The 23,971-nt window shown below is 71.8% G+C and carries 26 protein-coding genes and 4 pseudogenes; 17 read left to right on the plus strand and 13 right to left on the minus strand.

Features of this window, described 5'->3' with window-relative positions:
* Positions 1 to 99: 99 nt before the first annotated feature.
* Together ACFYUZ_RS32905 and ACFYUZ_RS32910 are read left to right on the plus strand one after the other, a co-directional pair.
* A complete protein-coding gene (locus tag ACFYUZ_RS32905; RefSeq protein ID WP_389315456.1) occupies positions 100 to 1,050 on the plus strand; it encodes an SIS domain-containing protein in 951 nt (316 codons plus the stop codon).
* Positions 1,051 to 1,223: 173 nt separating this feature from the next.
* Positions 1,224 to 2,060 carry a ketose-bisphosphate aldolase gene (locus tag ACFYUZ_RS32910; protein WP_389315458.1) on the plus strand — a complete coding sequence of 279 codons (837 nt, stop codon included), beginning with the start codon at positions 1,224 to 1,226 and terminating at the stop codon, positions 2,058 to 2,060.
* Positions 2,061 to 2,322: 262 nt separating this feature from the next.
* On the opposite strand, the gene ACFYUZ_RS32915 is transcribed toward ACFYUZ_RS32910, so the two are convergent.
* Positions 2,323 to 2,817: a ricin-type beta-trefoil lectin domain protein gene (locus tag ACFYUZ_RS32915; RefSeq protein ID WP_389315460.1), complete on the minus strand. Its 495-nt coding sequence runs from the start codon at positions 2,815 to 2,817 to the stop codon at positions 2,323 to 2,325.
* 720 nt (positions 2,818 to 3,537) lie between these two features.
* Here ACFYUZ_RS32915 and ACFYUZ_RS32920 point away from each other — a divergent pair.
* Together ACFYUZ_RS32920 and ACFYUZ_RS32925 are read left to right on the plus strand one after the other, a co-directional pair.
* Complete coding sequence (locus tag ACFYUZ_RS32920) at positions 3,538 to 4,014, plus strand: STAS domain-containing protein (RefSeq protein ID WP_389315462.1); 477 nt, start codon at positions 3,538 to 3,540, stop codon at positions 4,012 to 4,014.
* A 393-nt stretch (positions 4,015 to 4,407) separates the two neighbouring features.
* Entirely contained in the window at positions 4,408 to 4,632 is a 225-nt protein-coding gene (locus tag ACFYUZ_RS32925; protein WP_389315464.1) for a hypothetical protein, read from the plus strand.
* Between the two features lie 232 nt (positions 4,633 to 4,864).
* Here the strand turns inward: ACFYUZ_RS32925 and ACFYUZ_RS32930 are convergent, their stop codons facing one another.
* The 4 genes from ACFYUZ_RS32930 to ACFYUZ_RS32945 are packed head-to-tail and all read right to left on the minus strand — an operon-like array spanning position 4,865 to position 8,542.
* A complete protein-coding gene (locus ACFYUZ_RS32930) occupies positions 4,865 to 6,100 on the minus strand; it encodes an ABC transporter permease (RefSeq protein ID WP_389315466.1) in 1,236 nt (411 codons plus the stop codon).
* The gene (locus ACFYUZ_RS32935; RefSeq protein ID WP_389315468.1) at positions 6,100 to 6,903 is read right to left on the minus strand and encodes an ABC transporter ATP-binding protein; all 804 of its coding nucleotides are present in this window, start codon (positions 6,901 to 6,903) and stop codon (positions 6,100 to 6,102) included. The genes ACFYUZ_RS32930 and ACFYUZ_RS32935 overlap by 1 nt, the downstream gene beginning before the upstream one ends.
* The gene (locus tag ACFYUZ_RS32940) at positions 6,903 to 8,048 is read right to left on the minus strand and encodes a peptidoglycan-binding protein (protein WP_389315470.1); all 1,146 of its coding nucleotides are present in this window, start codon (positions 8,046 to 8,048) and stop codon (positions 6,903 to 6,905) included. The genes ACFYUZ_RS32935 and ACFYUZ_RS32940 overlap by 1 nt, the downstream gene beginning before the upstream one ends.
* Positions 8,045 to 8,542 (minus strand): hypothetical protein, encoded by a 498-nt coding sequence (locus tag ACFYUZ_RS32945; RefSeq protein ID WP_389315472.1) that lies wholly within the window; start codon positions 8,540 to 8,542, stop codon positions 8,045 to 8,047. The genes ACFYUZ_RS32940 and ACFYUZ_RS32945 overlap by 4 nt, the downstream gene beginning before the upstream one ends.
* A gap of 89 nt (positions 8,543 to 8,631) precedes the next feature.
* Between ACFYUZ_RS32945 and ACFYUZ_RS32950 the strand changes: the two genes are divergently transcribed.
* Positions 8,632 to 9,291 carry a response regulator transcription factor gene (locus ACFYUZ_RS32950; RefSeq protein WP_389315474.1) on the plus strand — a complete coding sequence of 220 codons (660 nt, stop codon included), beginning with the start codon at positions 8,632 to 8,634 and terminating at the stop codon, positions 9,289 to 9,291.
* A gap of 86 nt (positions 9,292 to 9,377) precedes the next feature.
* A complete protein-coding gene (locus ACFYUZ_RS32955; protein WP_389315507.1) occupies positions 9,378 to 10,622 on the plus strand; it encodes an ATP-binding protein in 1,245 nt (414 codons plus the stop codon).
* Positions 10,623 to 10,969: 347 nt separating this feature from the next.
* Here the strand turns inward: ACFYUZ_RS32955 and ACFYUZ_RS32960 are convergent, their stop codons facing one another.
* Positions 10,970 to 11,350, minus strand: coding sequence for a thiol-disulfide oxidoreductase DCC family protein (locus tag ACFYUZ_RS32960; protein WP_389315476.1), 381 nt, complete (start codon positions 11,348 to 11,350; stop codon positions 10,970 to 10,972).
* Between the two features lie 230 nt (positions 11,351 to 11,580).
* Between ACFYUZ_RS32960 and ACFYUZ_RS32965 the strand changes: the two genes are divergently transcribed.
* The 5 genes from ACFYUZ_RS32965 to ACFYUZ_RS32985 all read left to right on the plus strand — a co-directional run bounded on the left by ACFYUZ_RS32965 (position 11,581) and on the right by ACFYUZ_RS32985 (position 14,457).
* Positions 11,581 to 11,925: a hypothetical protein gene (locus ACFYUZ_RS32965; protein ID WP_389315478.1), complete on the plus strand. Its 345-nt coding sequence runs from the start codon at positions 11,581 to 11,583 to the stop codon at positions 11,923 to 11,925.
* Between the two features lie 146 nt (positions 11,926 to 12,071).
* A complete protein-coding gene (locus ACFYUZ_RS32970; protein ID WP_389315480.1) occupies positions 12,072 to 13,115 on the plus strand; it encodes a YihY/virulence factor BrkB family protein in 1,044 nt (347 codons plus the stop codon).
* 138 nt (positions 13,116 to 13,253) lie between these two features.
* Positions 13,254 to 13,667: a phage holin family protein gene (locus ACFYUZ_RS32975; RefSeq protein ID WP_389315482.1), complete on the plus strand. Its 414-nt coding sequence runs from the start codon at positions 13,254 to 13,256 to the stop codon at positions 13,665 to 13,667.
* Positions 13,664 to 14,194, plus strand: coding sequence for a DUF3618 domain-containing protein (locus ACFYUZ_RS32980; protein WP_389315484.1), 531 nt, complete (start codon positions 13,664 to 13,666; stop codon positions 14,192 to 14,194). Before ACFYUZ_RS32975 ends, ACFYUZ_RS32980 begins: the two co-directional genes overlap by 4 nt.
* Positions 14,191 to 14,457, plus strand: a complete 267-nt coding sequence (locus ACFYUZ_RS32985) for a DUF4235 domain-containing protein (RefSeq protein ID WP_389315485.1) — start codon at positions 14,191 to 14,193, stop codon at positions 14,455 to 14,457. Before ACFYUZ_RS32980 ends, ACFYUZ_RS32985 begins: the two co-directional genes overlap by 4 nt.
* Before the next feature lie 482 nt (positions 14,458 to 14,939).
* Here the strand turns inward: ACFYUZ_RS32985 and ACFYUZ_RS32990 are convergent.
* Together ACFYUZ_RS32990 and ACFYUZ_RS32995 are read right to left on the minus strand one after the other, a co-directional pair.
* Positions 14,940 to 15,593: pseudogene (locus ACFYUZ_RS32990) on the minus strand (IS5 family transposase); the annotation flags it as partial.
* Positions 15,590 to 16,441 carry a methyltransferase domain-containing protein gene (locus tag ACFYUZ_RS32995; RefSeq protein ID WP_389315487.1) on the minus strand — a complete coding sequence of 284 codons (852 nt, stop codon included), beginning with the start codon at positions 16,439 to 16,441 and terminating at the stop codon, positions 15,590 to 15,592. The gene ACFYUZ_RS32995 and the pseudogene ACFYUZ_RS32990, both read right to left, overlap by 4 nt.
* A 303-nt stretch (positions 16,442 to 16,744) precedes the next feature.
* Here ACFYUZ_RS32995 and ACFYUZ_RS33000 point away from each other — a divergent pair.
* Positions 16,745 to 16,927 (plus strand): annotated as a pseudogene (locus ACFYUZ_RS33000) (integrase core domain-containing protein); the annotation flags it as partial.
* 15 nt (positions 16,928 to 16,942) lie between these two features.
* Here ACFYUZ_RS33000 and ACFYUZ_RS33005 read toward each other — a convergent pair.
* From ACFYUZ_RS33005 to ACFYUZ_RS33015, 3 genes and pseudogenes are all read right to left on the minus strand, one after another.
* Positions 16,943 to 17,422, minus strand: coding sequence for a hypothetical protein (locus tag ACFYUZ_RS33005; RefSeq protein ID WP_389315515.1), 480 nt, complete (start codon positions 17,420 to 17,422; stop codon positions 16,943 to 16,945).
* Between the two features lie 12 nt (positions 17,423 to 17,434).
* Positions 17,435 to 17,655, minus strand: a pseudogene (locus ACFYUZ_RS33010) (IS5/IS1182 family transposase); the annotation flags it as partial.
* A 147-nt stretch (positions 17,656 to 17,802) separates the two neighbouring features.
* Positions 17,803 to 18,528 (minus strand): dienelactone hydrolase family protein, encoded by a 726-nt coding sequence (locus ACFYUZ_RS33015; RefSeq protein ID WP_389315488.1) that lies wholly within the window; start codon positions 18,526 to 18,528, stop codon positions 17,803 to 17,805.
* Positions 18,529 to 18,640: 112 nt separating this feature from the next.
* Between ACFYUZ_RS33015 and ACFYUZ_RS33020 the strand changes: the two genes are divergently transcribed.
* From ACFYUZ_RS33020 to ACFYUZ_RS33040, 5 genes and pseudogenes are all read left to right on the plus strand, one after another.
* On the plus strand, positions 18,641 to 18,868 hold the full coding sequence (locus ACFYUZ_RS33020; protein WP_389315490.1) for a hypothetical protein: 228 nt from the start codon (positions 18,641 to 18,643) through the stop codon (positions 18,866 to 18,868).
* 180 nt (positions 18,869 to 19,048) lie between these two features.
* Positions 19,049 to 19,246: pseudogene (locus tag ACFYUZ_RS33025) on the plus strand (Tn3 family transposase); the annotation flags it as partial.
* Positions 19,247 to 19,368: 122 nt separating this feature from the next.
* Positions 19,369 to 19,731 carry a MarR family winged helix-turn-helix transcriptional regulator gene (locus ACFYUZ_RS33030; RefSeq protein ID WP_389315509.1) on the plus strand — a complete coding sequence of 121 codons (363 nt, stop codon included), beginning with the start codon at positions 19,369 to 19,371 and terminating at the stop codon, positions 19,729 to 19,731.
* Complete coding sequence (locus ACFYUZ_RS33035; RefSeq protein ID WP_389315492.1) at positions 19,728 to 21,161, plus strand: MFS transporter; 1,434 nt, start codon at positions 19,728 to 19,730, stop codon at positions 21,159 to 21,161. Before ACFYUZ_RS33030 ends, ACFYUZ_RS33035 begins: the two co-directional genes overlap by 4 nt.
* A gap of 34 nt (positions 21,162 to 21,195) precedes the next feature.
* Positions 21,196 to 21,489: a DUF1330 domain-containing protein gene (locus tag ACFYUZ_RS33040; protein WP_389315494.1), complete on the plus strand. Its 294-nt coding sequence runs from the start codon at positions 21,196 to 21,198 to the stop codon at positions 21,487 to 21,489.
* A 920-nt stretch (positions 21,490 to 22,409) separates the two neighbouring features.
* Here the strand turns inward: ACFYUZ_RS33040 and ACFYUZ_RS33045 are convergent.
* Together ACFYUZ_RS33045 and ACFYUZ_RS33050 are read right to left on the minus strand one after the other, a co-directional pair.
* Positions 22,410 to 22,634 (minus strand): hypothetical protein, encoded by a 225-nt coding sequence (locus tag ACFYUZ_RS33045; protein WP_389315496.1) that lies wholly within the window; start codon positions 22,632 to 22,634, stop codon positions 22,410 to 22,412.
* Positions 22,635 to 22,996: 362 nt separating this feature from the next.
* On the minus strand, positions 22,997 to 23,560 hold the full coding sequence (locus ACFYUZ_RS33050) for a dihydrofolate reductase family protein (protein ID WP_389315497.1): 564 nt from the start codon (positions 23,558 to 23,560) through the stop codon (positions 22,997 to 22,999).
* Positions 23,561 to 23,971: the final 411 nt, after the last annotated feature.

Raw genomic sequence — 23,971 nt, forward strand, 5'->3', positions numbered from 1 at the left:
ATTAATTGACATACATCATGCGCGTAACACAGCATTGACGCGCGGCCGCTCCCCGCCTCTCCTGCCTCTTCCGACTCTCCTGCGAGCCCAAGGAATCCCGTGACCACCTTCGAGACTTCCCGTACTGCCGTCGAGATCGCTTCTCAGCCGGACACCTGGAGCCGGGCGGCCGCGTCCGTCACCGCCTTCTCCGACGCGCTGCCCCGGCGCGGCGAGCGAGTGGCCGTGATCGGCTGCGGCACCTCGTGGTTCATGGCCCTCGCCTACGCGCAGTTGCGCGAGAGCGGAGGCCACGGCGAGACCGACGCCTTCGCGGCTTCCGAGTTCCCGCACGGCCGGTCCTACGACCGCGTCGTCGCCATCACGCGCTCCGGCACCACCACCGAGGTCCTCGACGTCCTCCACCGGGTCAAGGGCACCATCGCCACCGGCGCGATCACCGCCGATCCCACGACCCCCGTCATGACGTCCGCCGACGCGGTCGCCGTGCTCGACTTCGCCGACGAACAGTCCGTCGTCCAGACCCGGTTCGCGACCACCGCCCTCGCCCTGCTGCGCGCGCACCTGGAAGCCGAGGACGCCCTGCCCTCCGGCGTGCACCCGCTCGCTCGGGCGGTCGAGGACGCCGCGCGTGCGATCGCCGAGCCGCTGGACAGCACCGTGTGCGACGCGGAGCAGTTCACGTTCCTCGGCACCGGCTGGACCTACGGCCTCGCACTCGAAGCCGGTCTCAAGATGCGCGAGGCGGCCGGAGCCTGGACCGAGGCGTACCCCGCCATGGAGTACCGCCACGGGCCCATCAGCATCACCGGACCCGGCCGTGTCGCCTGGCTCTTCGGTCCCGCGCCCCAGGGTCTGACCGACGACATCGCCCGCGTCGGCGGCATCTGCTCCGCCGACTCCGGCGACCGGGCCGATGCCCTCGACCCGCTCGCCGACCTCGTCCGCGCGCAGCGGCTCGCCGTCCACCTCGCCGAGGCCCGGGGCTTCGACCCCGACAGGCCGCGCAACCTCACCCGCTCCGTCATCCTCGAGGCCGCGGACGCCTGACGGCCGCCGTGCCGCCGTGCCGCCGTGACCAAAGGGCCACGGGGCACGGGGCCCCGCCCGCCATCGGCAGCCCTTCTCCCACCGCAGTCCTCCGCACCTCCACGGCCGGCCGTGTGGACACCGGCGTCCCCGCGACCGGCCGTACCGTCGTCAGCGCTTCCTGGAGATCACTCATGCCTCTGTCCCCCACCGACGACATCATCGGGCCCGCGCGAGCGGCCGGCACGGGCGTCGGCGCGTTCAACGTCGTACAGATCGAACACGCCGAGGCGATCGTCACCGGAGCCGAGCACGCCGGACTGCCGGTCATCCTGCAGATCAGCGAGAACACGGCCCGGTACCACGGCGCGCTCGCCCCGATCGCCCTCGCCTCGCTCGCGATCGCCCGTGCCTCGACCGCTCCGGTGGCCGTGCACCTCGACCACGCCGAATCCGCGGAGCTCGTCGAGGAGGCCGTCGAACTCGGCTTCACCTCCGTGATGTTCGACGCGTCCAAGCTTCCGTACCGGGCGAACATCGCCGCCACCCGCATGATCACCGACCACTGCCACCGGGCCGACGTCTGGGTCGAGGCCGAACTCGGCGAAGTGGGCGGCAAGGACGGTGCCCACGCCCCCGGCGTCCGCACCGACCCCGACGAGGCCCGTGAGTTCGCCCATGCGACGGCGGTGGACGCCCTCGCCGTCGCCGTGGGCAGCTCGCACGCCATGCTCACCCGCGACGCCGTGCTCGACCTCGACCTCATCGCACGCCTGAAGGACGCGGTCGACGTGCCGCTCGTGCTCCACGGCTCCTCGGGCGTCGACGACGAGCACCTCGCGAAGGCCGTCACCGCCGGGATGACGAAGGTGAACATCTCGACCCACCTCAACCAGCTCTTCACCCGCACGGTGCGGGAACGGCTGGCCGAGTCCCCGGCCGTCGCCGACCCGCGCAAGTACCTGGGTCCCGCGCGGGACGCCGTGACCGCCGAGGTGACCCGGCTGCTGGGCGTGCTGGCCGGCCGTTGACCCGTCGCCACCCGACGGGGGCCCGGCCGCCCCGGCGGCCGGGCCCCCGTGCGATGAGAAGACCTCCGCCGGTGAGGAGACCTCCGTCCACGAGGGTGCCGGCCGTGCCGGCGGGAGGGGCGCCGAAGGGAGCGCTCCAGGGCTGGTTGGGCTGGTGGGTGCCGCAGGAGTACGGGGCGACCGCGGCGTTCCTGTCGTTGAGGACGCCGCCCGCTATGTCGACGCACTGGCCGTTCGCCTGACACAGCCGGCCGGAACGCCGTTAGGTCCAGGCCTGCTTGGTGTCGGTGCTGTCGCAGCCGGCGAGCCTCAGACCGGCCGTGTCACCGGAGAGACACAGGGACGGGGTCCGCAGGGAGGCGATGGTCCCGTTGGTGTGGCGGATCCACTGCTGGTTGGTGCCGCCGTGGCAGTCCCAGAACGACACCTCGGCGCCGGCCGAGGTGCCGTTGGCGTCCAGGCAGAACGGCTGGGCCTGGAACGCGGGCTGGGCCGACTGGATCATGCCGGTCGGGGTCGCCGTTCCGCAGGTGCCCGGCTCGATCGTGTACATCGCGTTGTCGTGCGAGCCGATCGTGGCGGTGATGGAGTCGGTGACCTGGAAGTTCGTGTGCTTCCACAGGTCGCGGGCGGTGCGGCCGCAGGTCCGGTTCCCGAAGCCGACCCTGGCGAGGTCGAGCCGGTACGTGGTGGCGGTCGCGTTCTTGTTGACCACGGTCACGGCGCGCTTGCCGCCGGCCAGCGGCTTGACCACCACGTCGACGCCCGCGCTCGCGGAGGGGTTGTCGCGGGAGGCGAGGTAGCCACCGGCGCCGAGGGAGTCCTGGTCGACCGCGATGATGTCCGCGTTCCTCAGGATCCCGAGCTGCTCCGCAGGATCGCGAGCTGCTCCGCGTAGGCGTTCGGGTCCGCCGCCATCTTGCGGACGTCGGTGCTGATCATCAGTCGAGACGGGCCTGCGCGGTGCTTCCGGTGACCGCCAGTGCGGTGCCGGCCATGACGACGGCCGCGCCCGCGCACAGCACTCTGTGGGTACGCTTCATGTGTGCTCTCCGAGGTGGAGGCGTTACGCACAACAGTTACGTGAATTTGCATCAAATAGCTTCACAACACTCAGCTCTGCGCATGAACTCTGAAACCATGGCGTCCGTAAGTCAAGGGGCGGCCCGCGACCGGGACGCATCGAATCTGAGGACGCACAGGGGCAGAGCGCGGAGAGGGGACGACCACCGGAGGGAAGGCGGGGCACCGGAGGCCGAAGGGCAACCAGACAGCACCGCCCGCGGTGGCGGGCAGAAGAGCCGGCCCGCGCTCCGGTGCACCCTCGAAACACCGCAGCCCGAGGCCGGGTGCACACTCCTCATCCGACTCGTACGGGTGGCATCTTTCGCCCGTGCTGGGGATCGATGCTGCTCACATGGGGTGAAAGGGGCGCGTGCCCCGTCTCCCAGCGCCGTGCGCGAGGCGTTGATGAAGTGTGAGTACCTCAAGCACAGCCCCGATACTGCCCGTCCCCCTCGCCGTCCCCGTCCTTCCCGCCGTGCACGACTCGGGCGCGGACAACGCGCCCGGCGTCATAGTCGTCGACTCCTGCACCACTCTCGGCACCACCCTGGTCGTCCGACTCGTCGGGGAGATCGACTGCTACAGCGTCGCTCCGTTGCGCGCGCTGTTGGCCTCGGCAGCGGCCGACGGCTACACCGGGCTCGTACTGGACACGGCGCAGGTCACCTTCTGCGACTCCAGCCTCCTCGCCGCCCTCGACTGGTGGCCCCGGCACGGCCGCCGCCTCACCCTGGCGAACCGCTCCCGGGCCGTTCGACGCCTCCTGACCGCGGCTGCGGCCGACGGCTCGGCACGGACGGCGGGCCCGGCCGGCCCACGGACGGCGGCCCCGGCCGGCCGACGGACGGCGGCCCCGGTCGGCCGACGGACGGCGGGGGCCACGTCATGACCTTCGTACTCATGACGTGCGGCCCGATGCTGGCAGCGGTCCTGATGGTGCATCGGGAACCCCGCCCCTCTCGCCACCGCCGCTCCGCCGGACCTTCGCGGCCCACGCCTCCCAGAACCCTGATCCACTGCCGCCTCGCACTCCCCCTCACGTGCTCCACGGCGTAGACGGGAAACGGCGTGGGGCCCGCACCGACCCGCGGGCCCCACGCCGACCGCTCCACGGTCGTTCCAGCGGCCACGTGGGCAGGATGGCGCCGCACGGTCCAGCGGCAAGGCGTGCACGTTCAACAACACGCCGCGGGGAACCGGTTGCACCCGCTGGTCAGCGGGTGTGTCCTGGAACTCGGTGAGTTGGTGTCCCACGCACCACGTTCCACCGGAAGGAACCGTCATGATGAGCAGACGCCGGCCGGCGGTGGCGCTCGCCGCGGTCCTGATCACGGCGGCAGCCACCGCCTCAGCCGTTTCCACCCCCGCACAGGCCGCGCCGGAAGCGGTGGCGGGGGCACCGACGAAGGCGCCGGCGACCTGCTTCGCCACCTCTTGTCACGGCCTCGATCCCATCGAGACCCACTGCGTCGACGACGCCGTGACGAAGTGCACGATCTTCTACTGAGTTTCAGGCCGGGGCGTCAGGCCTTGACGAAGACGTCCGGGACTGGGGAGCGATGTCGGTGGGCTTCACAAAGCCCCTGGCCCCGTCCGGCTCCCCCGGCACGCGGCCACGTCGAGACGATTCGACGGGCGGACCGCGCGGGACGGCCGTGGCGTCCCGCGCGGTCAGTCCAAGAGCCGACGGAAGGGTGTCGGCCGCCTCCGGTCCAGCGGGTCGGCCGTGAGATCGGTCGCTACGCCGCCGCGAGCGCCAGGGTCGGTGACTGGCGGGCGGCGCGGACCGCCGGGTACAGGCCCGCCACCGTACCGATCGCGAGGGTCGCGACGAAGCCGGCCCCGGCCGCCCAGGGCGGGACCACCCAGGGCAGTCCGCCCGTGGACGCGTACACGGCCGTCGCCACCGCGCCCAGGGCCACGCCGACGATGCCGCCGAGGCCCGACAGCATCAGGGACTCCGTGACGAACTGGATCCTGATCTGGCCCCGCGTCGCGCCGAGCGAGCGGCGCAGCCCGATCTCGTGACGTCGCTCCAGAACCGAGATGATCATGGTGTTGGCGACTCCGACGCCGCCCACCAGCAGGGCGATTCCGCCGAGTCCGAGGAGCAGGGTGGAGAACGCACCCTCCGTCGCCGCCTTCGCCTTGAGTGCCGCGGACGGGTCGCTCACCGACACGTTCTGCGGGTTCTGCGGGTCGATCGTCGGGGCGAGGAGCCGCTGGACCTGCCGGACGGAGGCGTCCGTCGACCGCTCGTACACCGCTGTGGGATGCCCGTCGAAGCCGAGCAGCCGCTGGGCGGCCTCCCAGCCGACCAGCGCCGAGCGCTCGATGTCGGGGGCGAGCGGCAGCGGGTCGAGGACGCCGACGACGGTGAAGTACCGGTCGTCGATCCAGACCTGCCGGCCCGGTCGGTCGATGCCGAGGCGTTCGGCGGCGACGTGCCCGAGCACCACGGAGGGATAGCGGCCGTTGGCGGCGTTCAGCCAGGTGCCGGACGCCGCCGTGCCGCGCAGCACGGCGAGCAGCCCCTCGGTCGCGGCCTTCACCGCGATGCCGCCGGTCTCCTCCTTCGGGATCGCCTGCGAGCGGCGCACCGTGTGCTGGAGGTCCCCGCTGGCTCCGGCCTCCTCCACTCCCTCGATGCGGCCGACCATGCCGACGGCGTCCTTGGGCAACTTCACCTCCTGTCCGCTGAACATCCCCTCGCCGGGCTTGGCGACCAGCGTGTTCGTCCCCAGGGCGTCGAGTCGTCGGAGCAACTGCGCCTGGCTGGAGGCCGAGATGCCCACCACCGCGATCATCGTCGCGATGCCGATGGCGATCCCGAGCGCCGACAGCACCACCCGCACGGGCCGGGTGCGCAGCCCGGCCGAGCCGACGTGCAGGACGTCGCGCGGGCCGAGCCGGCGGGCTTTGAGCGCGACGGCTCCCCGGCCGACGGCCCGGGAGGTCCTCCGTTTGCCGGGCATCAGACCACGACCTTTCCCCGGGCCGAGTCCGCGACGACCTTCCCGTCGCGGATCCGGACCTGTCGCGGCAGGCGGTGGGCGATCTCGGTGTCGTGGGTGATGACGGCGATGGTGGCGCCTTCTTCGTTCAGGGCGTGCAGCAGTTCCATGACCGCCTCGCCGGACGCCGTGTCCAAAGCCCCGGTCGGCTCGTCGGCGAGCAGCAGGTCGGGCCGGCCGACGACCGCGCGGGCGATGGCGACGCGCTGCTTCTGACCGCCGGACAGCTCGTGCGGCCGGTGTCCGGTCCGGTCCGCGAGGCCGACCCGGGCCAGTGCCTCGGCGGCCAACCTGCGGCGGTGGGCCCGGGGCAGGCCGGAGTAGAGCAGTCCCTCGGCGACGTTGTCCACGGCGGTGACGCCCGGGGCCAGGTGGAAGGCCTGGAAGACGAAGCCGATGTGGCGGGCGCGCAGCGCGGAGAGGCGCCGGTCGGTGAGCGCGGCGACGTCGTGGCCGGCGATCGCGACCGTGCCGGCGGTCGGCCGGTCGAGGGTGCCGACGATGTGGAGCAGGGTCGACTTGCCGGAGCCCGAAGGGCCGACGATGCCGACGAGTTCGCCCTCGCCGATGGAGAGGTCGACGCCGTCGAGGGCGCGGACGCCGCCCGCGTACTCCTTGACGACGCCGCTGAGCTCCACGACCGGCACCCGGACGTGGGCGGAGACGGGGACGTGGGCGGAGACGGGGACGTGGGCGGAGACGGGGACGTGGACCGGGCCCGGCAGCGGGCCGGGTTCCTCGACGGGTCGCAGTGTGCCGGTCATCAGGACGGCACCCCGACCTTCATGCCTTCGCGCAGCCCGCCGCCGCTGATCTCGACCCTGCCCTGTGCGAACATGCCGAGCTCCACCTCGACGTCCCGCGCCGCGCCGTTCTCGACGACCTGGACGCCGAATCCGCCGTCGGGGAGGGCGAGCAGGGCGTTGACGGGTACGGAGAGGACGTCCCGGCGGGTCTCGCCGGCGAGCTCGACGGTGACCGGGGACTGGTCGACGCCCTTGACCTCGGCGGGGTCGTCGAAGGAGACGGTGATGTCGATCTTCGGGGTCTTGTCCTGCGGGTCGTCACCCGCCGTCGCGGTCCTGCCGACCGCAGACACCTTCCCCGGCAGCCGCGTGCCGTCCGGGAGCGTGACCCGCACCCGCGTCCCCGTCCTCAGCGATCCGGCCTCCGGGGCGGGCACCTTGAAGCTCACGACCCGCTCGGAGCCGGTCACGGTGAGGACCGGGGAGCCCGGCGTGACCCGGTCGCCAGGAGCGATCCGGCCCCCGCCGCCCGAGTCCGCACCCGATGCGGAGCCCGCCTCCTTGACCCGTACCGCGCTGCCCGCGAAGGCGATCCGGTCCGGTCCGACGGTGCCGGTCTGCTTCAGGCCGTGGGACTTCTGCCAGCGCTCGACCGCCGCGGCGGTCTTCGCGGTGTACTCCTCGTCGACGTCGAAGCCGGTGAACCCGAGGGCGGCGAGGTTCTCCTCCAGCCGGCGTACGTCCGTGCCCTCGTCGCCGGTCTTCAGGGTCCGGTACATGGGCCGGTCCCCGTACATCAGCCGGACGGCCTCGCCGTCGACCTCGTAGAGCCGCTCGTCCCGCTTCACGACGGAACCGGGCGGGGCGAGCCAGGTGAGGGTGCCACCGGGGCCGCCCGCGTTGATCTTCCGCTCCCCGAGGTGACCGAGGGTGCCGTCCTGCTGGGAGCTGTCCGTGAGGTCGCCCCGGGTGACAGGGGCCGTGGCGGGCGGCAGCCCCTTGGTGCCCGCCTGGTCGGCCGGGGGGCGCTGCGGGGTCGTCAGGGCGGTGACTCCGACGCCGCCGCCCGCGACGGCGACGATCGCGAGGACGGCGAACCCGAGCCGGCGCCGCCCCAGCGGCCGTCGCCCGCCCGTGCCCGTGTCCGCCGCGCCGCCGCTCATCGGGCCACGCCTTCGCACGCCTCGGCGGCCTTCTCGAACTTCTGCTTCTGCGCGCCCCGCGGCATCGGCAGGGCCTGCTGCGCCCCGCCGTCGAACTTCGGGTCGGGCATGTCGAAGCCGTTCTCGCGCATGCACTTCGCGTACGCGAGCGCCTTGTCCTTGTCGGCCTGCGTCGGCTCCTTGCCGAACCCCGCGCCGCCGGCCTTGCCCGCGCAGGCCCTGAACGCCTTCTCCATCTTCTCCTTCGACATGCCGTCGCCGCTGATGGTGAGTCCCACGCCGTTCTCGCCGGGCTTGGGCTCGGGCACGTCGAGGCCCTGCTCACGCAGGCACGTGCGGTGCTCGAAGGCCTGGTCGGCCTTCTTGCCGTCCTCGCTCACGCTCCCGTCGTCCTTCCCGCCCGGGGCGGAGCCCGAGCAGGCGGTGGCGAAGAGGGCGAGGGCCGCGGCCAGGGAGGGGGCGGCGGCCGTCCGGATGATCCGTCGAATCGTCATGGCGGCGAGGGTGCCGCGAAGGGACGTTTCGCTTCTCTCAACGGTTTCGTTTACATCGGCGAAAGGTCCCCTTCGGATAGACAGGGGCCATGCGCGTACTGGTGGTGGAGGACGAGGCGTTCCTCGCGGAGATGATCGCCGAGGGGTTGCGCCGGGACGCGCTCGCCGTGGACGTCGCGGCCGACGGCCTCGAAGCCCTGCGGAAGCTGCGGCTCGGGGAGTACGACGTCCTCGTCCTGGACCGGGACCTGCCCGGAACGCACGGCGACGACGTGTGCCGCAGCGTGGTGGAGCAGCGGCTGATGACCCGGATCCTGATGCTGACGGCAGCCGGGACGGTACGGGACCGGGTCGAGGGCCTGGGACTCGGCGCCGACGACTACCTGACCAAACCGTTCGCGTACGACGAGCTCCTTGCCCGGGTCCTGGCCCTGGGCCGACGCGCCAGACCCGCGCTGCCACCCGTCCTGGAGCGGTGCGGGATCGTCCTGGACACCGCCCGCCGCCAGGCCTGCCGTGACGGCCGGCACCTGCACCTGTCGCCCAAGGAGTTCGGGGTCCTGGAGGCGCTGCTGCGGGCCGAGGGGGCCGTGGTCAGCGGCGAGGACCTGATCGAGCAGGTCTGGGAGGAGCACACCAGCTACCGCACGAACGCCGTACGGGTGACCCTCAGCAAACTGCGGGCCAAGCTCGGCGAACCACCGGCGGTGGAGACGGTCCCCGGCGCCGGCTACCGGATCGCGCCGTGAACGGCCGCCACAGGCTCCTCGCGCCGCTGCGCCTGCGGACACGGGCGCCCCGGACGACCGCCCCCGCCGCGCGGTCCGGCCGCGTCCTGCCGGTCCGCAGCGAGCGGGCCCGGCTGACGTCCCTCTACGCCGGGCTGCTCGTGCTCGCCGGGGCCCTGCTCACGGGCGTCGTGTACGTGCTCGTACAGGAAGGCATGTACTCGTCGATCAGCATGGCCGTCACCACCGCCGTCCCGGCGCAGCGGCTGGAACAACCGCCTTCGTCCTGGCCGACCGCCTTTCCCACCGGGATGCCGAGCGCCGCACCCGCGAGCCCCGCACCGAGTGCGGGCACCGGCGTCGTCCCGCACGAGGCCCTGGCGATCACGCGGACGGTGAGCGACGCGGCGGGGTCCGCCGCCCTGGACCGGCTCCTCACCGTCTCGGTGGTCGTCTTCGTCTGTTACGCGGTCCTGTCGGTCGCGCTCGCCTGGTGGGCGGCGGGCCGGGTGCTCCGGCCGATCGCCGTGATCACCGACACCGCACGCCGACTGTCCGGCGAGAACCTGCACGAGAGGATCGCGCTCCAGGGGCCGCCCGGCGAGCTCAAGCGGCTCGCCGACACCTTCGACGGCATGCTCGGCCGGATGGAGCGGCTCGTCTCCGCCCAGCAGCGGTTCGCGGCGAACGCGGCGCACGAGCTGCGCACCCCGCTCGCCGTGCAGCGGGCGGCCGCGGAGATCGGGCTCGCGGGCGATCCGTCCCCGGAGCGGGTGGCACGGATGCGGTCGAAGCTGATCGAGGCCGCCGACAGCAGCAAGCGGATCATCGAGGGCCTGCTGCTCCTCGCCGCCTCCGAGCAGGGTCTCAAGGAACGTCGCCGGGTCGCGGTGGACGAGCTCGCCCGGCAGGCGGCGGCCGCGCTGGCCGACGAGGCCGCGGAGCAGGGCGTGCGCGTCACCGTCCGGGCACTGCCGCTGACCGTCGAGGGGGATCCCGTACTCCTGGAACGTCTTCTGCACAACCTGGTCGCGAACGCGGTGCGGCACAACGTCCCGCAAGGGCGGGTCGACGTGCGCACCGGCCCCGGCATCGGGATCGAGGTGGCCAACACCGGGCCGGTCGTGCCGTCGGGCACGGTCCCCCTGCTCTTCGAGCCCTTCCGCCGGCTGAACGAACGCACTCACGCACCCGGGGAGGGCGCGGGCCTCGGTCTGTCGATCGTCGACGCCGTCGCCCGGGCTCACGGGGCCGAGGCGACGGCGACGGCCAACGCGGAGGGCGGCGGCCTGACGGTGCGGGTGGTGTTCCGGGGCAGGCAGGCAGCCGGGGACAAGAGGTCGCGCGGATAGGCGCGCTGGTGCCGCCCCTGCGGCGAGACGGGCTCCGGTCCTGGCGAATCGTGGAGTGACGGCGCTCCGTGGCCACGGGGCCTGTGCCTGTGCCTGTGCTTCGCCCGTACTTCCCTCGTACTTCGCCCGTACCTCCCTCGTGGCTGACCGAACCGATCGGGAATCGGTTCGCCACGATGCCGCCCGAACGGCCGGCCCACGCGACGCCTCATCCGCAGGGCTGGCACCCCCACGGGTCCCCGGACGTGCCCCGGGCCTGCACGACCGCTCCAGCAGGCCCCGCGCCGCACCGCAGGCCACCGGCGGTGACGGCGCGGGCGAACCCGTTCGCGGAGTTCCGGCTCGGGTCACCCGGGACGGCGGGGCGTGCTGCAGGCCGGTGTGCCTCCCGGCAGCTGATGGCGGTGGGCCGCGACGAGCCGGTAGGCGTGTCGGGCGGCCCACCGCACACCGGGCAGCAGGAGCACGGCGCCCAGCGGTGCCCAGATCCCGCCCGCGCTCAGGAGTGCCTTCGCGACGGCCCGGGCCCCTCCGTTCACCGATCCGGTCGGCGTCACCCACAGCACCTCGTACTCGGCACGCTCGCGGGTGACGCCGAGGGCGTCGAGGTCCGCGAACTGCCAGGGGACGATGTCGCAGCGGGGCCGTACACGTCGTTCGGCGAAATTCGCCGACGTCGTGCAGAAGCCGCAGTCTCCGTCGTAGACGAGCACAGGCCGAGAGCGCATGCCTTCCATCATGCTGCGTCGCGACGCCGGAGGGACGCACGCCGGAGGGACGCACGCCTGGTCGGCCGCGCGCCTGGTCGGCCGCGCGCCTGGTCGGCCGCGCGCCGCCCGTGAGCTCCGTCGGCCCTGAACGCCGTCGGTCTTGAGCCCCGGCAGCCCCTGAGCGCCGTCGCCCCTGAGCCCCGTCGGCCGAAGTGGCGCGGCGCCGCCCGTCTGCCAGGCTTGCAAGGGTGACGGCTGATGCGCGGCGCCCCACCCGCACCCCCGACGGACGGTACGTGATCGTCGACGGCAGACGCTGGCGGGCCACGGACCCCGATGTGCCCCAGGACGTCGCCGCGCGGCTGCGTTCCCATCTCATGGCCGCGCGTCGTGCCGTGGCCGCGGCCCTGCGCGCGCAGGACGCGGAGGCCGAACGTGCCGCCCGGGCCCGGGTGCAGACGGCGAAGGTCGCTCTCGGGGAGCGCGGCACGCCGTGGTGGGACCAGCAGGAGGCGGAGCGCCGCGCCCGCTGGAGCGAGGGGCTGGCGGCGCTCGACGAGGGCACCTGCGAGGAGGGCACCGCCGGAGGGTGAGCCGGAGGCCCTCGAGCGGTTCGCCCGGTTTCCGGGACCGCGGCCGGCGACGCCGGGCCGGCGCCTCCCCCCGGTCCGCCCGAAGCCTTGTCCGTCCGGTTCTCCCTCCCTTGCATGAGGGCGGACGGAGTGGAAAAGCGCCCCGTATGAGGCCCACAGGAACACCACAGCAGGGGGATGACCATCGCACGTCGGACGGGGGACGCGGTGAGACCGCAGGGCCGGGCCCGCAAGTCGAGGAGCGGGCGCCGGATCAGCTGTCGCAGCTGCCCAAACGGTCCTGGAAGGCGGTGCTGCGCGGGACGCTGAAGGAATTCAAGGACGACGAGCTGGCGGACCGGGCGGCAGCTCTGACCTACTACGGGGTCCTGGCCCTCTTCCCCGCCCTCCTGGTTCTCGTCTCGCTGCTCGGAATCGCGGGGGAATCGGCCACCACGCAGCTCTTGGACAACCTCCAGAAGCTCACCCCTGGCGCTGCGCGCGATGTGATCAGCAGCGCGGTCCGGCAGATGCAGGACAACGCGGGCATCGGCTCGCTGCTGGCGGTCGTGGGCCTGGTGGTCGCGGTCTGGTCGGCTTCCGGCTACGTCGCGGCGTTCATCCGCACCTCGAACGCCGTCTACGACATGCCCGAGGGCCGGCCCGTGTGGAAGGTCCTGCCGCTGCGCCTCGGTCTGACCCTGGCACTCATGGTCCTGGCCGTCGCCAGCGCGCTGATCGTGGTGTTCACCGGCGGCCTGGCACGGCAGGCGGGCACTGCCCTGGGCGTGGGGGACACCGCGATGACGGTCTGGTCGATCGCGAAGTGGCCGGTGCTGCTGGTGCTGGTCACCGTCATGATCGCGATGTTGTACTGGGCCGCGCCGAACGCGAAGGGCCGCGGCTTCAAGTGGGTCACCCCCGGCAGTTTCCTGGCGCTGGTGATCTGGATGATCGCCTCGGGCGGCTTCGCGTTCTACGTCTCGAACTTCGGCTCGTACAACAAGACGTACGGCACCCTGGCGGGCGTGATCATCTTTCTGGTGTGGTTGTGGATCACCAACCTCGCCATGCTCCTGGGCCTGGAGTTCGACGCGGAGATGGTCCGCCAGCGCGCGATCGCCGGCGGATACCCCGAGGACGAGGAGCCGTACGTCGAACCACGGGACACCCGGGCCTGGAGCGAGGAGGACCGCCGCCGCCTCGAGTGAGCGGGGCGGTCCGCCCCCTCCCCGCGTCCCACTTCCCCCTTCCGGGGATGGCCACGGTGATCGGTGGGTGTCCGACGGATCGGGGGGTATGCGCGCCTGGAGAAACCACCCGGAATGCGTAAGAAGGTGAGGAATGAGATGAGTGCCGTTGGAAGTGACGGCCACGGCAGGGACGAGCCGGTGGGAGAGCTCGTCGCACGGGCCTCGCAGCAGATGTCGGAACTGGTCCGTGCGGAGATGCGGCTGGCCCGGGCGGAGATGGCCCAGAAGGGCAAGCGCTACGGGGTCGGCGGCGGCCTCTTCGGCGGCGCCGGTCTCGTCGGCATCCTGGCCGCGCAGGCCCTGGTCGCCGCCGGTATCGCCGCCCTCGCACTGGTCCTGCCGGTGTGGGCCTCGGCTCTGATCGTCGCCGCCCTGCTCACGGCGGTGGCGGCAGTGCTGGCCGGGGTCGGCAAGAAGCAGGTCGCCGAGGCCGGCGGTCCCGCACCCGAGAAGACCATCGACAGCGTCAAGGCCGACGTGGACGAGATCAAGGAGAGGGCGCACCGATGAGCCACCAGTCCCAGGGCGACGGACCCGCACCGACGCCGGACCAGCTGCGCGAACAGGTCGAGCACACCCGTGACGAGCTCGGCCGGACCGTGGAAGCGCTGGCGGCCAAGGCCGACGTCAAGGAACAGGCCAAGGAGAAGGCAACCGAGGTCAAGGAACAGGCCAAGGAGAAGGCAACCGAGGTCAAGGAGCAGGCGAAGGTGAAGGCAGCCGAGGTCAAGGAGCAGACCGCCGAAAAGGCGGCCCTGGTCACGGAGCAGCTCCGGCACAAGGCCGTCCAGGCAGTCGAGCTGGCCAAGGAAAAGACACCCGATCCCGTACTCGACAGGGCTGCCCACGCCGCCGCTCACGTACGCGACAGCGCGGCCCACGCCGGGCACCTGGCAGCCGACAAGACCCCGGAACAGGTCCGCGACAAGGCCGCGGCGGCCACGACCGCGGCGCGGGCCAACCGTGTCCCCCTGCTCGCCGGAGCCGTGGCTCTGGCGGCGTTCCTGCTCGTTCGTCGTAGCCGGAGGCGGAAGTGAAGGCATCCAAGGTCGCCTATAAGCCTGTCGGGTTGATGCTCGGCGCCGTCAGCGGCCTGATGGCCGGCGCGGCTTTCAAGCAGGCGTGGAAGATGATCGGCCACGACGACGACGCCCCCGATGCCACCGACGAGGACCGCACCTGGCGGGAGGTTCTGCTGGCCGCAGGCCTGCAGGGGGCGATTTTCGCCCTCGTCAAGGCTGCGGTCGACCGGGCGGGAGCTGCCACCACCCGGCGCCTGACCGGCACCTGGCCCGGCTGACCCCGTCCCCGCTGGTGGGCCGGACCCGCCTCGGACGGCCGGCTTCTGGCCCCGGGGTGCCAGGCCGAGGAGGGCGGATACGGCCCCCTCATGGGTCACATGGATCACTTGGCTCAGCACCTCAAACACGGGTGTCGAGGAAATCGGGCCCACGATCGTGGTGAGGACAGCGCCGCAGTACAAAGACGTACCGGCGGTGTGGCCGGCGCCGCCCATACCGGCGCCGGCCAGGCCCTCGGGAAGGTTGCTGAGGAACAGCGCTCCCACCCGTGGCGGCACCCGGATGGCCGCCTCCCCGGAGACTGCTGCCGATGACCACGGACTCGGGAACCACGTCCCACAACGCCCCCGCGCGATGACGTTGCCCGAACCGGGCTGCTCCGAACCGGACGGCTTCCTTCCACCCGAGGCGTCGCAGGAGTTCTTGGTCCTGATCCTGATCCTCGCGCCGTACGCGACGACGAGATCGGCGGCTACGCGCAGCGCCTGGAGGAATACGCCTTGTCTGCGAGCAGTGCGTCCGGTGTAGTGCGCGGTCTGCCAGGGCCAAGTCGTGGGACCCGGATGTCGCCCGGCAGGAGAGGGAGGACCTGTACGTCGTGGACCTGGCCAGGGGTGACCACGACGGCCAGTGGGCGGCCGTTGCCGTCCACGGCGTGATGAATCTTGGTCGTCAGGCCGCCACGCGATCTGCCTATGGCGTGGTCGGCTGACTCGCCCCCGGTAGCCGGAGTTTCGTTCTTGCTCTGGCGGGTGACAGCGCTGATGTCCTTCTCCGGCCGGGCCGTATTCATGGCGTGCTGGTGGGCCCGGTTGATGGTCGAGTCGACCGCGACCGTCCGGTCGATCCCGTTGACCGAATCGGCCTGGGCGGCCACTTGGGCCAGAACCGTGTCCCCGGTGCCGTCCGCCACCCACCTTCGATGGCGCTTCCACACCGTCTGCCAGGGACCGAATGCTTCGCGGGGCAGATCTCTCCAGGGAATGCCCGTGCGGTACCGATGAATGATCCCTTCGACGATGCGGCGGTGGTCGGCGAACGGACGCCCTGCCTTCCCCGCGCTGCGGGGAAGGCAGGGCACCAGGCGTGTCCATCGCTCGTCGGTCAGCAGACGCATGCGCCCGCTCGTGGTCACCGGGACCGGTAGGTGGTGGCCAGCACGGAGACAGTGACCTGATCCGGCAGGACGCCGCCGTCGTCGAGGTCTGCGCGGCTCACGTGGCGTGCACTCGGCGTCATCCCCACCAGGTCCAGGGCATTCAGCCTGGTCAAGGGAACGGAGCACTCCACCTGCTCGGTGACGACGGCCTCGAAGAAGGGGTCGAGCGCTCGGTGCAGGCGCTGTTCCTTGGCCGGGTCGACCTTGATCATTGCAGGCATCCGGCCACGCAGCTCGGCCAGGTGCCGCCCGGTGGGCCGGATGACGATCAGCCGACCGGTCGGGCGCAGAACGCGGTGGAACTCGGCCGGGTTGCGTGGGGCGAACACGTCCAGCACGACATCGGCCGCCCCGTCGGCCAGCGGGAAGGGACGAAAGACGTCCCAGGCCACCGCGGCAGCTCGGTCGTGGGCACGGGCCGCCAAGCGCAGCGCGCGCGCCGATGTATCCAGCCCCAGGCCGCGGGCGCCAGGCAGCTGGTCGAGTACGCCGGCCAGGTAGTAGCCCGTGCCGCACCCCACATCCACCACCGTGCCCTGCTCGGACACGGCATCGGCCGCCAGGCGGGCCCCGACTTCGCGGATGGGCGCGTAGGCGCCGGTGGACAGAAAGCGGTCCCGGGCCTGGACCATGGCCGCGTCGTCGCCGCTGGTGGCGCGGGTGCCCGTCAGCAGGCCGGCATAGCCGTGCCGGGCGATGTCGAAGGTATGGCCCACCGGGCAACGCAGTGCACCGTGGCCGGGGTGCAGGCGGCGCGTACGGCACGCCGGGCAACGCAGCAGGTCGAGGGACAGAGCGAGGGCAGGGGGAAGCGACACGGGCACGAGGCACTCCTGGCAAGGGGTGAAGGGAAGGGATCGTGCCTGCGCGAGCAGAGCGTCACTGCCTCAGAAAGGAACGGGCAGCATCGGGACGCGGTTCGCGCAGCAGGCACACCAAGGAGGGCGACGCCGTCCGGCATCGCCCTCAGCGCCTTCCACTCACAGGAAGCAGCAGTGCGGGGTGCTCATGAATGCCACGTCATAAGTCTATGAGCACGGCGGAGACCCTCATGTCTCAGTGCCCAAGAGCAGTCGGGAGACATGGCCTAGATGTATTGATCACGAGCGTTGTTGACGGTGGCTGGTGAACGCTTCCACCGCACCCTCCTCGACGAGTGGGCCTGCCTGCGGCCCTCCACCTCGAACACCGAGCGGACCGCGGCCCTGGCAGACTTCCTGCACACCTACAACCACCACCGCTGCCACACCGCACTCGGCGGACACCCGCCCATCAGCCGCGTCAACAACGCTGCGGGTCAATACACCTAGGGCGTGTCCGATGAGTCAGGAACAGAGGCGGCTGGCCCGGCTGCCATGGGACGTTTTAATTCCCAGGTGGTGAACTGGACGCAGATGCACGACTGCTACGGGGATGTCGATCGAGTCCCCGCGCTTCTGGAACAGGTGGAACTCGAGGACAACGCCGAAGTATGGGAGGAGCTGGGACACCGGCTGGTCCTCGAACACGACCTCGTCTTCCCCGCCGGCTTTGCCGCCCTGCCGCGGCTGATGCGTCTTGCCTCCAGGAGCGCACCGGCGCGTGGACTGGCGGGAACGATCCTGCGACGCGCGGCAGGACACCATGGCTGCGACGACCTGCTGGCGGACTGCTCCGACGAGATCTCGGAGTTCCGCACGCTGCTGGACCAGCACCTGCAATCGCGTCCGGTCGACTACCTCGCGGCTTTCCTCGATTCGCTCGCGGCCATGGAGGAGTACCACTGGAGTGCCGTCCTGGGAGACTTCACGGACGACTTCTACCACCTGGCGTGCCCCGACTGTGCCGTGGAAGACGTAAGCCCGTTGGTCGTATCGAGTGGCCACGGCACGGACGACTTGAGGGCGTTGACCATTCGCTCGATCTCGTTCCTGCGGGCATACCTGGCCTGGACGAAGCCGGTGGACCACCCGCCCTTGCTGCCGCGGTTCTGCCCATGGGCCTGCTGGTCCCGGCGCTCGACGATGGGGTGCTTGACCTGCCGGCGCCGCAGACGGCGGGGTGAAGCCGGAGAGGGTTGCCACCGACAACGCCTCGTAGTCCGGCATGGCGTTCGGCCTGGTCCTCAACGCCCTCCTGCTCCGGGCGACGAAGTACGACGAGGACGACGACGGCGGGCAGGAGTGAGTACCAGGAGCCGATCGGATCAATCCGTGACGGGCAGGCACTCGGCGAGCAGGGCGACGATGTCATGCCAGGCTCGCTGTGCGTGCCGTGGGTGGTAGCCGACGCCGGGAGGCGCGGCGTGGTCGACCGGTGGGTGGTGGAAGGCGTGAAGGGCTCCTCCGTAGACCACGAGGCGCCAGTCGACGCCCGCGGCCTGCATCTCTGCGGTGAACGCCTCCCGTTGCGCGGGCGGCATGATCGGGTCTTCCGACCCGACCCCGGCCCATACCGGGCAGCGAATGCGTGCCGCCTCGCCCGGTCGGCCCGTGGTCAGTGCGTTGACTGTCCCGATCGCGCGCAGGTCGACGCCATCGCGCCCGAGTTCCAGTGCGACTGCACCCCCGGTGCCGTAGCCGACGGCGGCGGTCCGGTCGGGGTCGGCCCGCGGTTCGGCACGCAGCACGTTGAGCGCGGCGTGACCGATTCCCCGCATGCGGTCGGGATCGGCGAGCAGCGGCATGCAACGGGCCACCATCTCCTCTGGGTCTTCCAGATAGCGTCCGCCGTGGAGGTCGAAGGCCAGCGCCACGTACCCCAGCTCGGCCAGAGCCTCGGCCCGTCGGCGCTCGACATCGCTGAGCCCCATCCCCTCGGGTCCGATCAGGACTGCGGGCCGGCGCTCGGCACCGGCCGGGAGCGCGAGGTATCCGATCATCGTCAGGTTGTCGGCCGGGTATTCGACCGTACGGGTTGTGACCGTCGTCATGCGACTGGACGGTAATGACCGTTGCGCCCGCTCGGGGTGGTGTTCACCGATGGCAGACAGCAGTCCGTCCCGACTGCATCATCCCGACGCGTCGGCTGCCTGTCGTCAAACGATGAAGACCGACGACGTCCGCGCCGCGTACCCGGAGGGCCGCTCCATCGCCGCTCTCACCCGTGGGCACGGAGTCGGCCGCGGTGCGCTCCGCACGGCCGTCGCCGATCTCCTGCCCGGCCCCACCGGCATCGAGGAGAGCGCCCGTCCCGGAGCTGCCGGTCACCCTCCACGTGCCGGGCAAGGTCGCCGCGAGTACGAGAACCGGGTCGGCGCACTTACGCGCTGACCGTGATCGTTCTCAGTGCCCACGGCTGTACCGATGTTCCCCGAGGCCGTGGACGGACTCGGGCACCTTCACGGCAGCCCCTTTCGTTCGGCACGGGCGGCAGAGGTGCACGGTGAAGGAAGGCCCGGGATACGGTCACCCTCCGGCGGAGACGCTGCGGCCGGCCCTACGTGGCGCAAAGGCCGACCGACCCCGCTGGGCACCGCGTTCGCCGAGTACGGGCGGATCGCCAAGACCCTGCACCTGCCGCGGGTGATCGACCCGGTGGACGAGAACTACCGGCGGCAGATGAACCGCCGGCTCACCGTCCAGGAGTCCCGGCACGAGTGCGCCCGGGACATCCGCCACGGCAAGCGCGCGCAGATTTACATAAACTATGAATATAAAATCGCTATGCTTCGCACATGAGTCGTCAAGACACCGCTCCTGCCGCGTCCGCCGCCATCGGGGCAGCCCTCTACGGCCTGGCCACCAGGGCCGCGAGACGCCTGCCCCGGGACATGAGCCTGACGTCCGCCGCCACCCTGGCCACCCTGGACCGGACCGGCCCGCGGCGCATCACCGACCTGGCCGCGGTCGAGGGCGTCACCCAGCCCGCGATGACCGCCCTGGTCCGGGTGATGGAGGAGTCCGGCCTGGTCGAGCGGCGGGGCGACGCGTCCGACAAGCGGGTCACGCTGGTGTGCCTGACCGAGGCCGGCGCTGCCTACGTCCGGACGCGTCGCCAGGCGGGCGTCCACGCGTTCGAGCGGTTGATCGGCGAGCTCACCGGCGACGAGGTCGAGGCGCTGGTGGCGGCCCTTCCGGCACTGAAACATCTGGCAGAGCTCGAAAGCCAGGAGCGCGAAGGGCCGAAGCAGTGACCGGGCAGCCGGTCGGCGGGGACGCGGTGAAGGCGCTCCCGGTGGCGCGTTCCGAAGTGCGACTGCTGGTCCCCGCCCTGATGTTCATCGCTCTGGTCGTGGCGGCGGTCGCCAGCCTCGGGACGCCGCTCATCACCAGCGTGGCGACCTCGTTCCACGTCTCGCTCGGCAGCGCGCAGTGGACGCTGACCGTCGCGCTGCTCAGCGGCGCCGTCGCCACCCCGGTCCTGGGCCGGCTCGGAGCCGGCCCGCACCGGCGGGCCACGATCCTCGCCACACTGGCGGTCGTCGCCGCCGGCGGCGCGCTCACCGTGCTGCCGCTGTCGTTCGCGTGGCTGCTGGCCGGCAGGGCGGCCCAGGGCGTCGGGCTCGGGCTGACGGCGCTGATGATGGGCGTGGCCCGGGACCACCTCCCCGAGGAGCGCAGCGCGGCCGTGATCGCCCTGATCTCGGTGGTCTCGATCATCGGGGCCGGCGTCGGCTACCCGCTGGCCGCACTGCTCGCCGAGCTCGGCGGGGTACGGGCCGCCTACGGCTTCGGCCTGGTCGTCACCGCCGCCGCCCTCCTGACCGCGTGGCGCTCCCTGCCCGAAGCCCCCGAAGGCCGCTCCGCCCACGTGGACGTGGCAGGCGCGGCCGTCCTGGCCGCCGCACTGCTCCTGGTGCTGTTCCTCGCCGGCGAACGGAATCTGTGGAGCCGGCACCTCGCCGTGGCGGCGGGCCTGGCCGTCGTCGCGGTGGGGCTGCTCTGCGTCTGGGCCGTCATCGAACTGCGCAGCACGACGCCCCTGGTAGATGTGCGGGCGGTGCGGCACCCGGCGGTCGCCGGGGCGAACCTCGCCATGTTCGTCGGCGGGATCGGCATGTACCTCCTGCTCACGCTCATCACCCGGTACGCGCAGACGCCGCGCGGCGCCGGCTACGGCTTCGGGCTGACGACCTTCGTCGCCGGGCTGGTCCTCATCCCGTTCTCGGTGCTGGGGTTCGTCGCCGGCAAGCTCACGCCGCGGGTCCGGACGCGGATCGCCGGCCCCCTGCTCCTGGCCGGCAGCGCCGTCGTGGTCGGCGGCGGGTTCGCCCTGTTCGCGGCGGCCCGGTCGGACCTGGCCGAGCTGTTCGCGGCGATGGGCGTGCTCGGCTTCGGCGTCGGCGGCTTCTCGGCCGCGATGCCCGGCGTCATCCTGGCCGTCACCCCCAAGAGCGAGACGTCGAGCGCCATGGGCTTCCACTACGTCGTCCGCAGCGTCGGGTACTCCCTGGGCAGCGCCGTCGGCGGCCTGGTCCTCGCGGCGGGCACCGGCCCCGGACACCTCTTCCCCGACGACGGCGCCTACACCACCGCGGCGCTGGTCGGCATCGGCGCCATGGCGATCACGACGCTGACAAGCCTCGCTCTCGCCCGCCGACGCCCGTCCGAGCCCCACCCGTAAGTCCAGATGCGCTCATCCCGACACTGGAGGTTCCATGCCCAAGGCCTACTGGGTCAGCGTCTACCGCACCATTTCAGACCCCGAGAAGCTGGCTGCCTACAACAAGCTGGCCGGTCCGGCCGTCAGGGCCGGGGGCGGTCGGACCTTCGTCCGTGGCGGTCGGGTCGTGGCGTATGACGCCGGCATCGCCGAGCGCACCGTACTGATCGAGTTCGACAGCTTCGAGCAGGCCGTCGCGGCACGCGAGAGTGCGGCCTACCAGGAGGCGCTGGTCGCCCTCTCCGACGGCGTCGAGCGCGACTTCCGCATCGTCGAAGGCATCGACTGACCGAGGCGCAGTCGGAGCTTCACCGACGATTCCGCCCTCCTGGTTTTCACCGGTGCGGCTGCTGGGGTGGCGGGGTCCGTGGGTGCTCGTGCCGGTCGTGGGCGGCTGCCTTCGGTCTTGGTCGTCTGCCGGCGGTCGAGTTCGAGGTCTGTCAGGGCGAGCGGGGCGGAGCAGGTCGGTGGCGCGGGCGGGTCCCGTACAGAGTCCGGTGAGGATGCGCCAGGTCTTCAGGTGCGGGAAGCGGTTGTCCCTGCCGGTGCGGCGGCGGGTGGGGATGAGGGTGCCGTCGATCAGCACGGCTTCCCCGCCGCGTCTGGCGACCGTGGCCAGGGCGCGGCCCGGGTGCGGTGCCCCGGCCGCCAGCAGGGCGACGACCTCGTCGGTCCAGCGGCGGATCGTCGTGGCCGCGATGCCGTTGCCGCCGGCCAGGTCGGCGGCGCGCCGGTCGTGGCGCAGCACGGCCAGGACGATCACGGCGATCCGGCCCGCCGGCGGGGACCGCCACCGCGACCTGATCGCCTTCAGGTGCTTGCGCAGCAGGTCGGTGACGTATCGGACAGTTCTCGTGGACAGCGACAGGGCGCACTGATGGACCAGGGAGACGGCGTCCCGGCCTGCTGGTTCTTGTTCCTCACACAACTTCGACGAGCGCCGGAGACGCCCCTTGCGGCCGGCTCTGCCGCCCCCCGGTCCGCTCCTGTACCAGGGTCCGCGTCATCGCCGGTAGGTGGGACGGGCGTACGGGGGTACGGGCATACGGGGGGCCAGGCGTACGGGGGGGGACGGGCGTACGGGGGTCCGGGCGTACGGGAGGGGCCGGATACTCGCCGCCGATCCGGGCACCTCCCGCACGATGGCCACCAGCCGCTGATAGTCCTGCGGCAGCACGTCGGGGTCGATACCGGCGGCGCGGGCCGGGATCAGCAGCACCGACCGGCCTCCCACCTGGACCTCCGGCGCCGGCGGCGCGAGCGACAGGTACTCCTGAAACCCTGCTCGCCGACCCGCTGCACGACCCGGCCGGCCACCACCAGCTCATCACGCTCGACCCGCACATCGGCCAGCTGCTCGACCAGCTCCTCTTCCAGCAGGTCCAGCTCGGCACGTCGCGTGGCGATCCGCTCCAGCGCCCCTTCATCCTGCACCGGCGTCGCGTCCGCCGACCACCTGCGATGCCTGGCCCCGTAGCGAGCGGGTTCGCGTGCTCCGCTTCAACGTGCGGCCTCGCGACCGACACGTGCAGCTCGCTGCCGGACACCGCAACGATCTGGGTGCGAAACGGGTCCTCCCAGTTCCGCAGAAGTGCCCACAGCAGAGGCAGCGGGGCCTCCGCGGACCAGCCGACCGACGCCAGAGCATCGCTGCCGCGCCGGCCTCGGCCACTGCTCGAAGGGCGGCCCGGGATCGTGCGGCCATGGCTCGGTTCCCTCAGGCGCTGGGGCCGGTGTCGGGTCCGTCCAGAACGGCAGCCTCCTGCGCCGGTACTCGGCGAAGTCTGACGAAGCGTCTAGCGCGCCACCCGGTAACGGAGGTAGGCGACTCTCGAGTTGAAGGTGCGGGTCTCGACGAGTTCGAGATTCACTCGGCGCTCGTCCCGGGGAAAGAACGGGATGCCCCCACCGACGAGCACCGGGTAGACCACGACCCGGTACTCGTCGATCAGATCCGACTTCGCCGCCTCGGCGGCGAGCCTCGCGCCGCCGATCGCGATGTCGCTCGCCGCCGGCTCCGCCCGCAAACGCTCGATCTCCTCCGCCAGGCTGCCGGAGGCCAGGCGGGCGTTGCCCTGCACCGCCGACAACGTGGTGGAGAACACCACCTTGGGAAGCGGATTCCAGAGTGCGACCCACTCGCGCTCCGCGTCGTCGAGCGACGATTCCTGGTCGGCGGTCTCCCAGTACAGCATCGTCTCGTACAGTCGCCGTCCCAGCAGGTGCACTCCGACCTCCCGAATCTCGTCGATCCAGAAGCGAAAGACCTCCTCACCGGGCACCGTCCAGTCGAAGCCGCCGTCCGGCCCGACGATGTAGCCGTCAAGCGAGACGCCCATCGAATAGGTCACCTTGCGCATCAGCAGTCCTCCTCAGTGCCGGGTTCGACAGTACGACCGCCGGACACCGCGGGGCTCGTTGCGGCTCGCGGAATTCCCACAACCGAGGCGATCCCTTCTGGGCCTGCCTGCTCCGGCCTGGCGCCGGGGCCGGCCGGCGACGTGCGGCACCGCATCAAGCCTCCCGCCCTGGGACAGAGAACGGACGGCACCCACGGCAGGTCCCTCAGTGCGGCCGCCCTCACACCGCGGTGTGCAGACTCGACGACCTGCATTTCGGCCCCTCCCCCACCCTCACAGGGACCACGTTCACCGAGACCGGCTTCTCCGGAGCGGGCCGCCACGGGCTCGGGGCCGGGGTGTCGCGGTACGGCGATGCACTGAGCCTGAGCACTCCGGCTCGGTCGGGTCAGACGCCCCAGGAGGGACGTA

The sequence above is a fragment of the Streptomyces sp. NPDC004266 genome (genome assembly GCF_042874095.1).
In the GTDB taxonomy this organism is placed as follows: Bacteria; Actinomycetota; Actinomycetes; order Streptomycetales; family Streptomycetaceae; genus Streptomyces.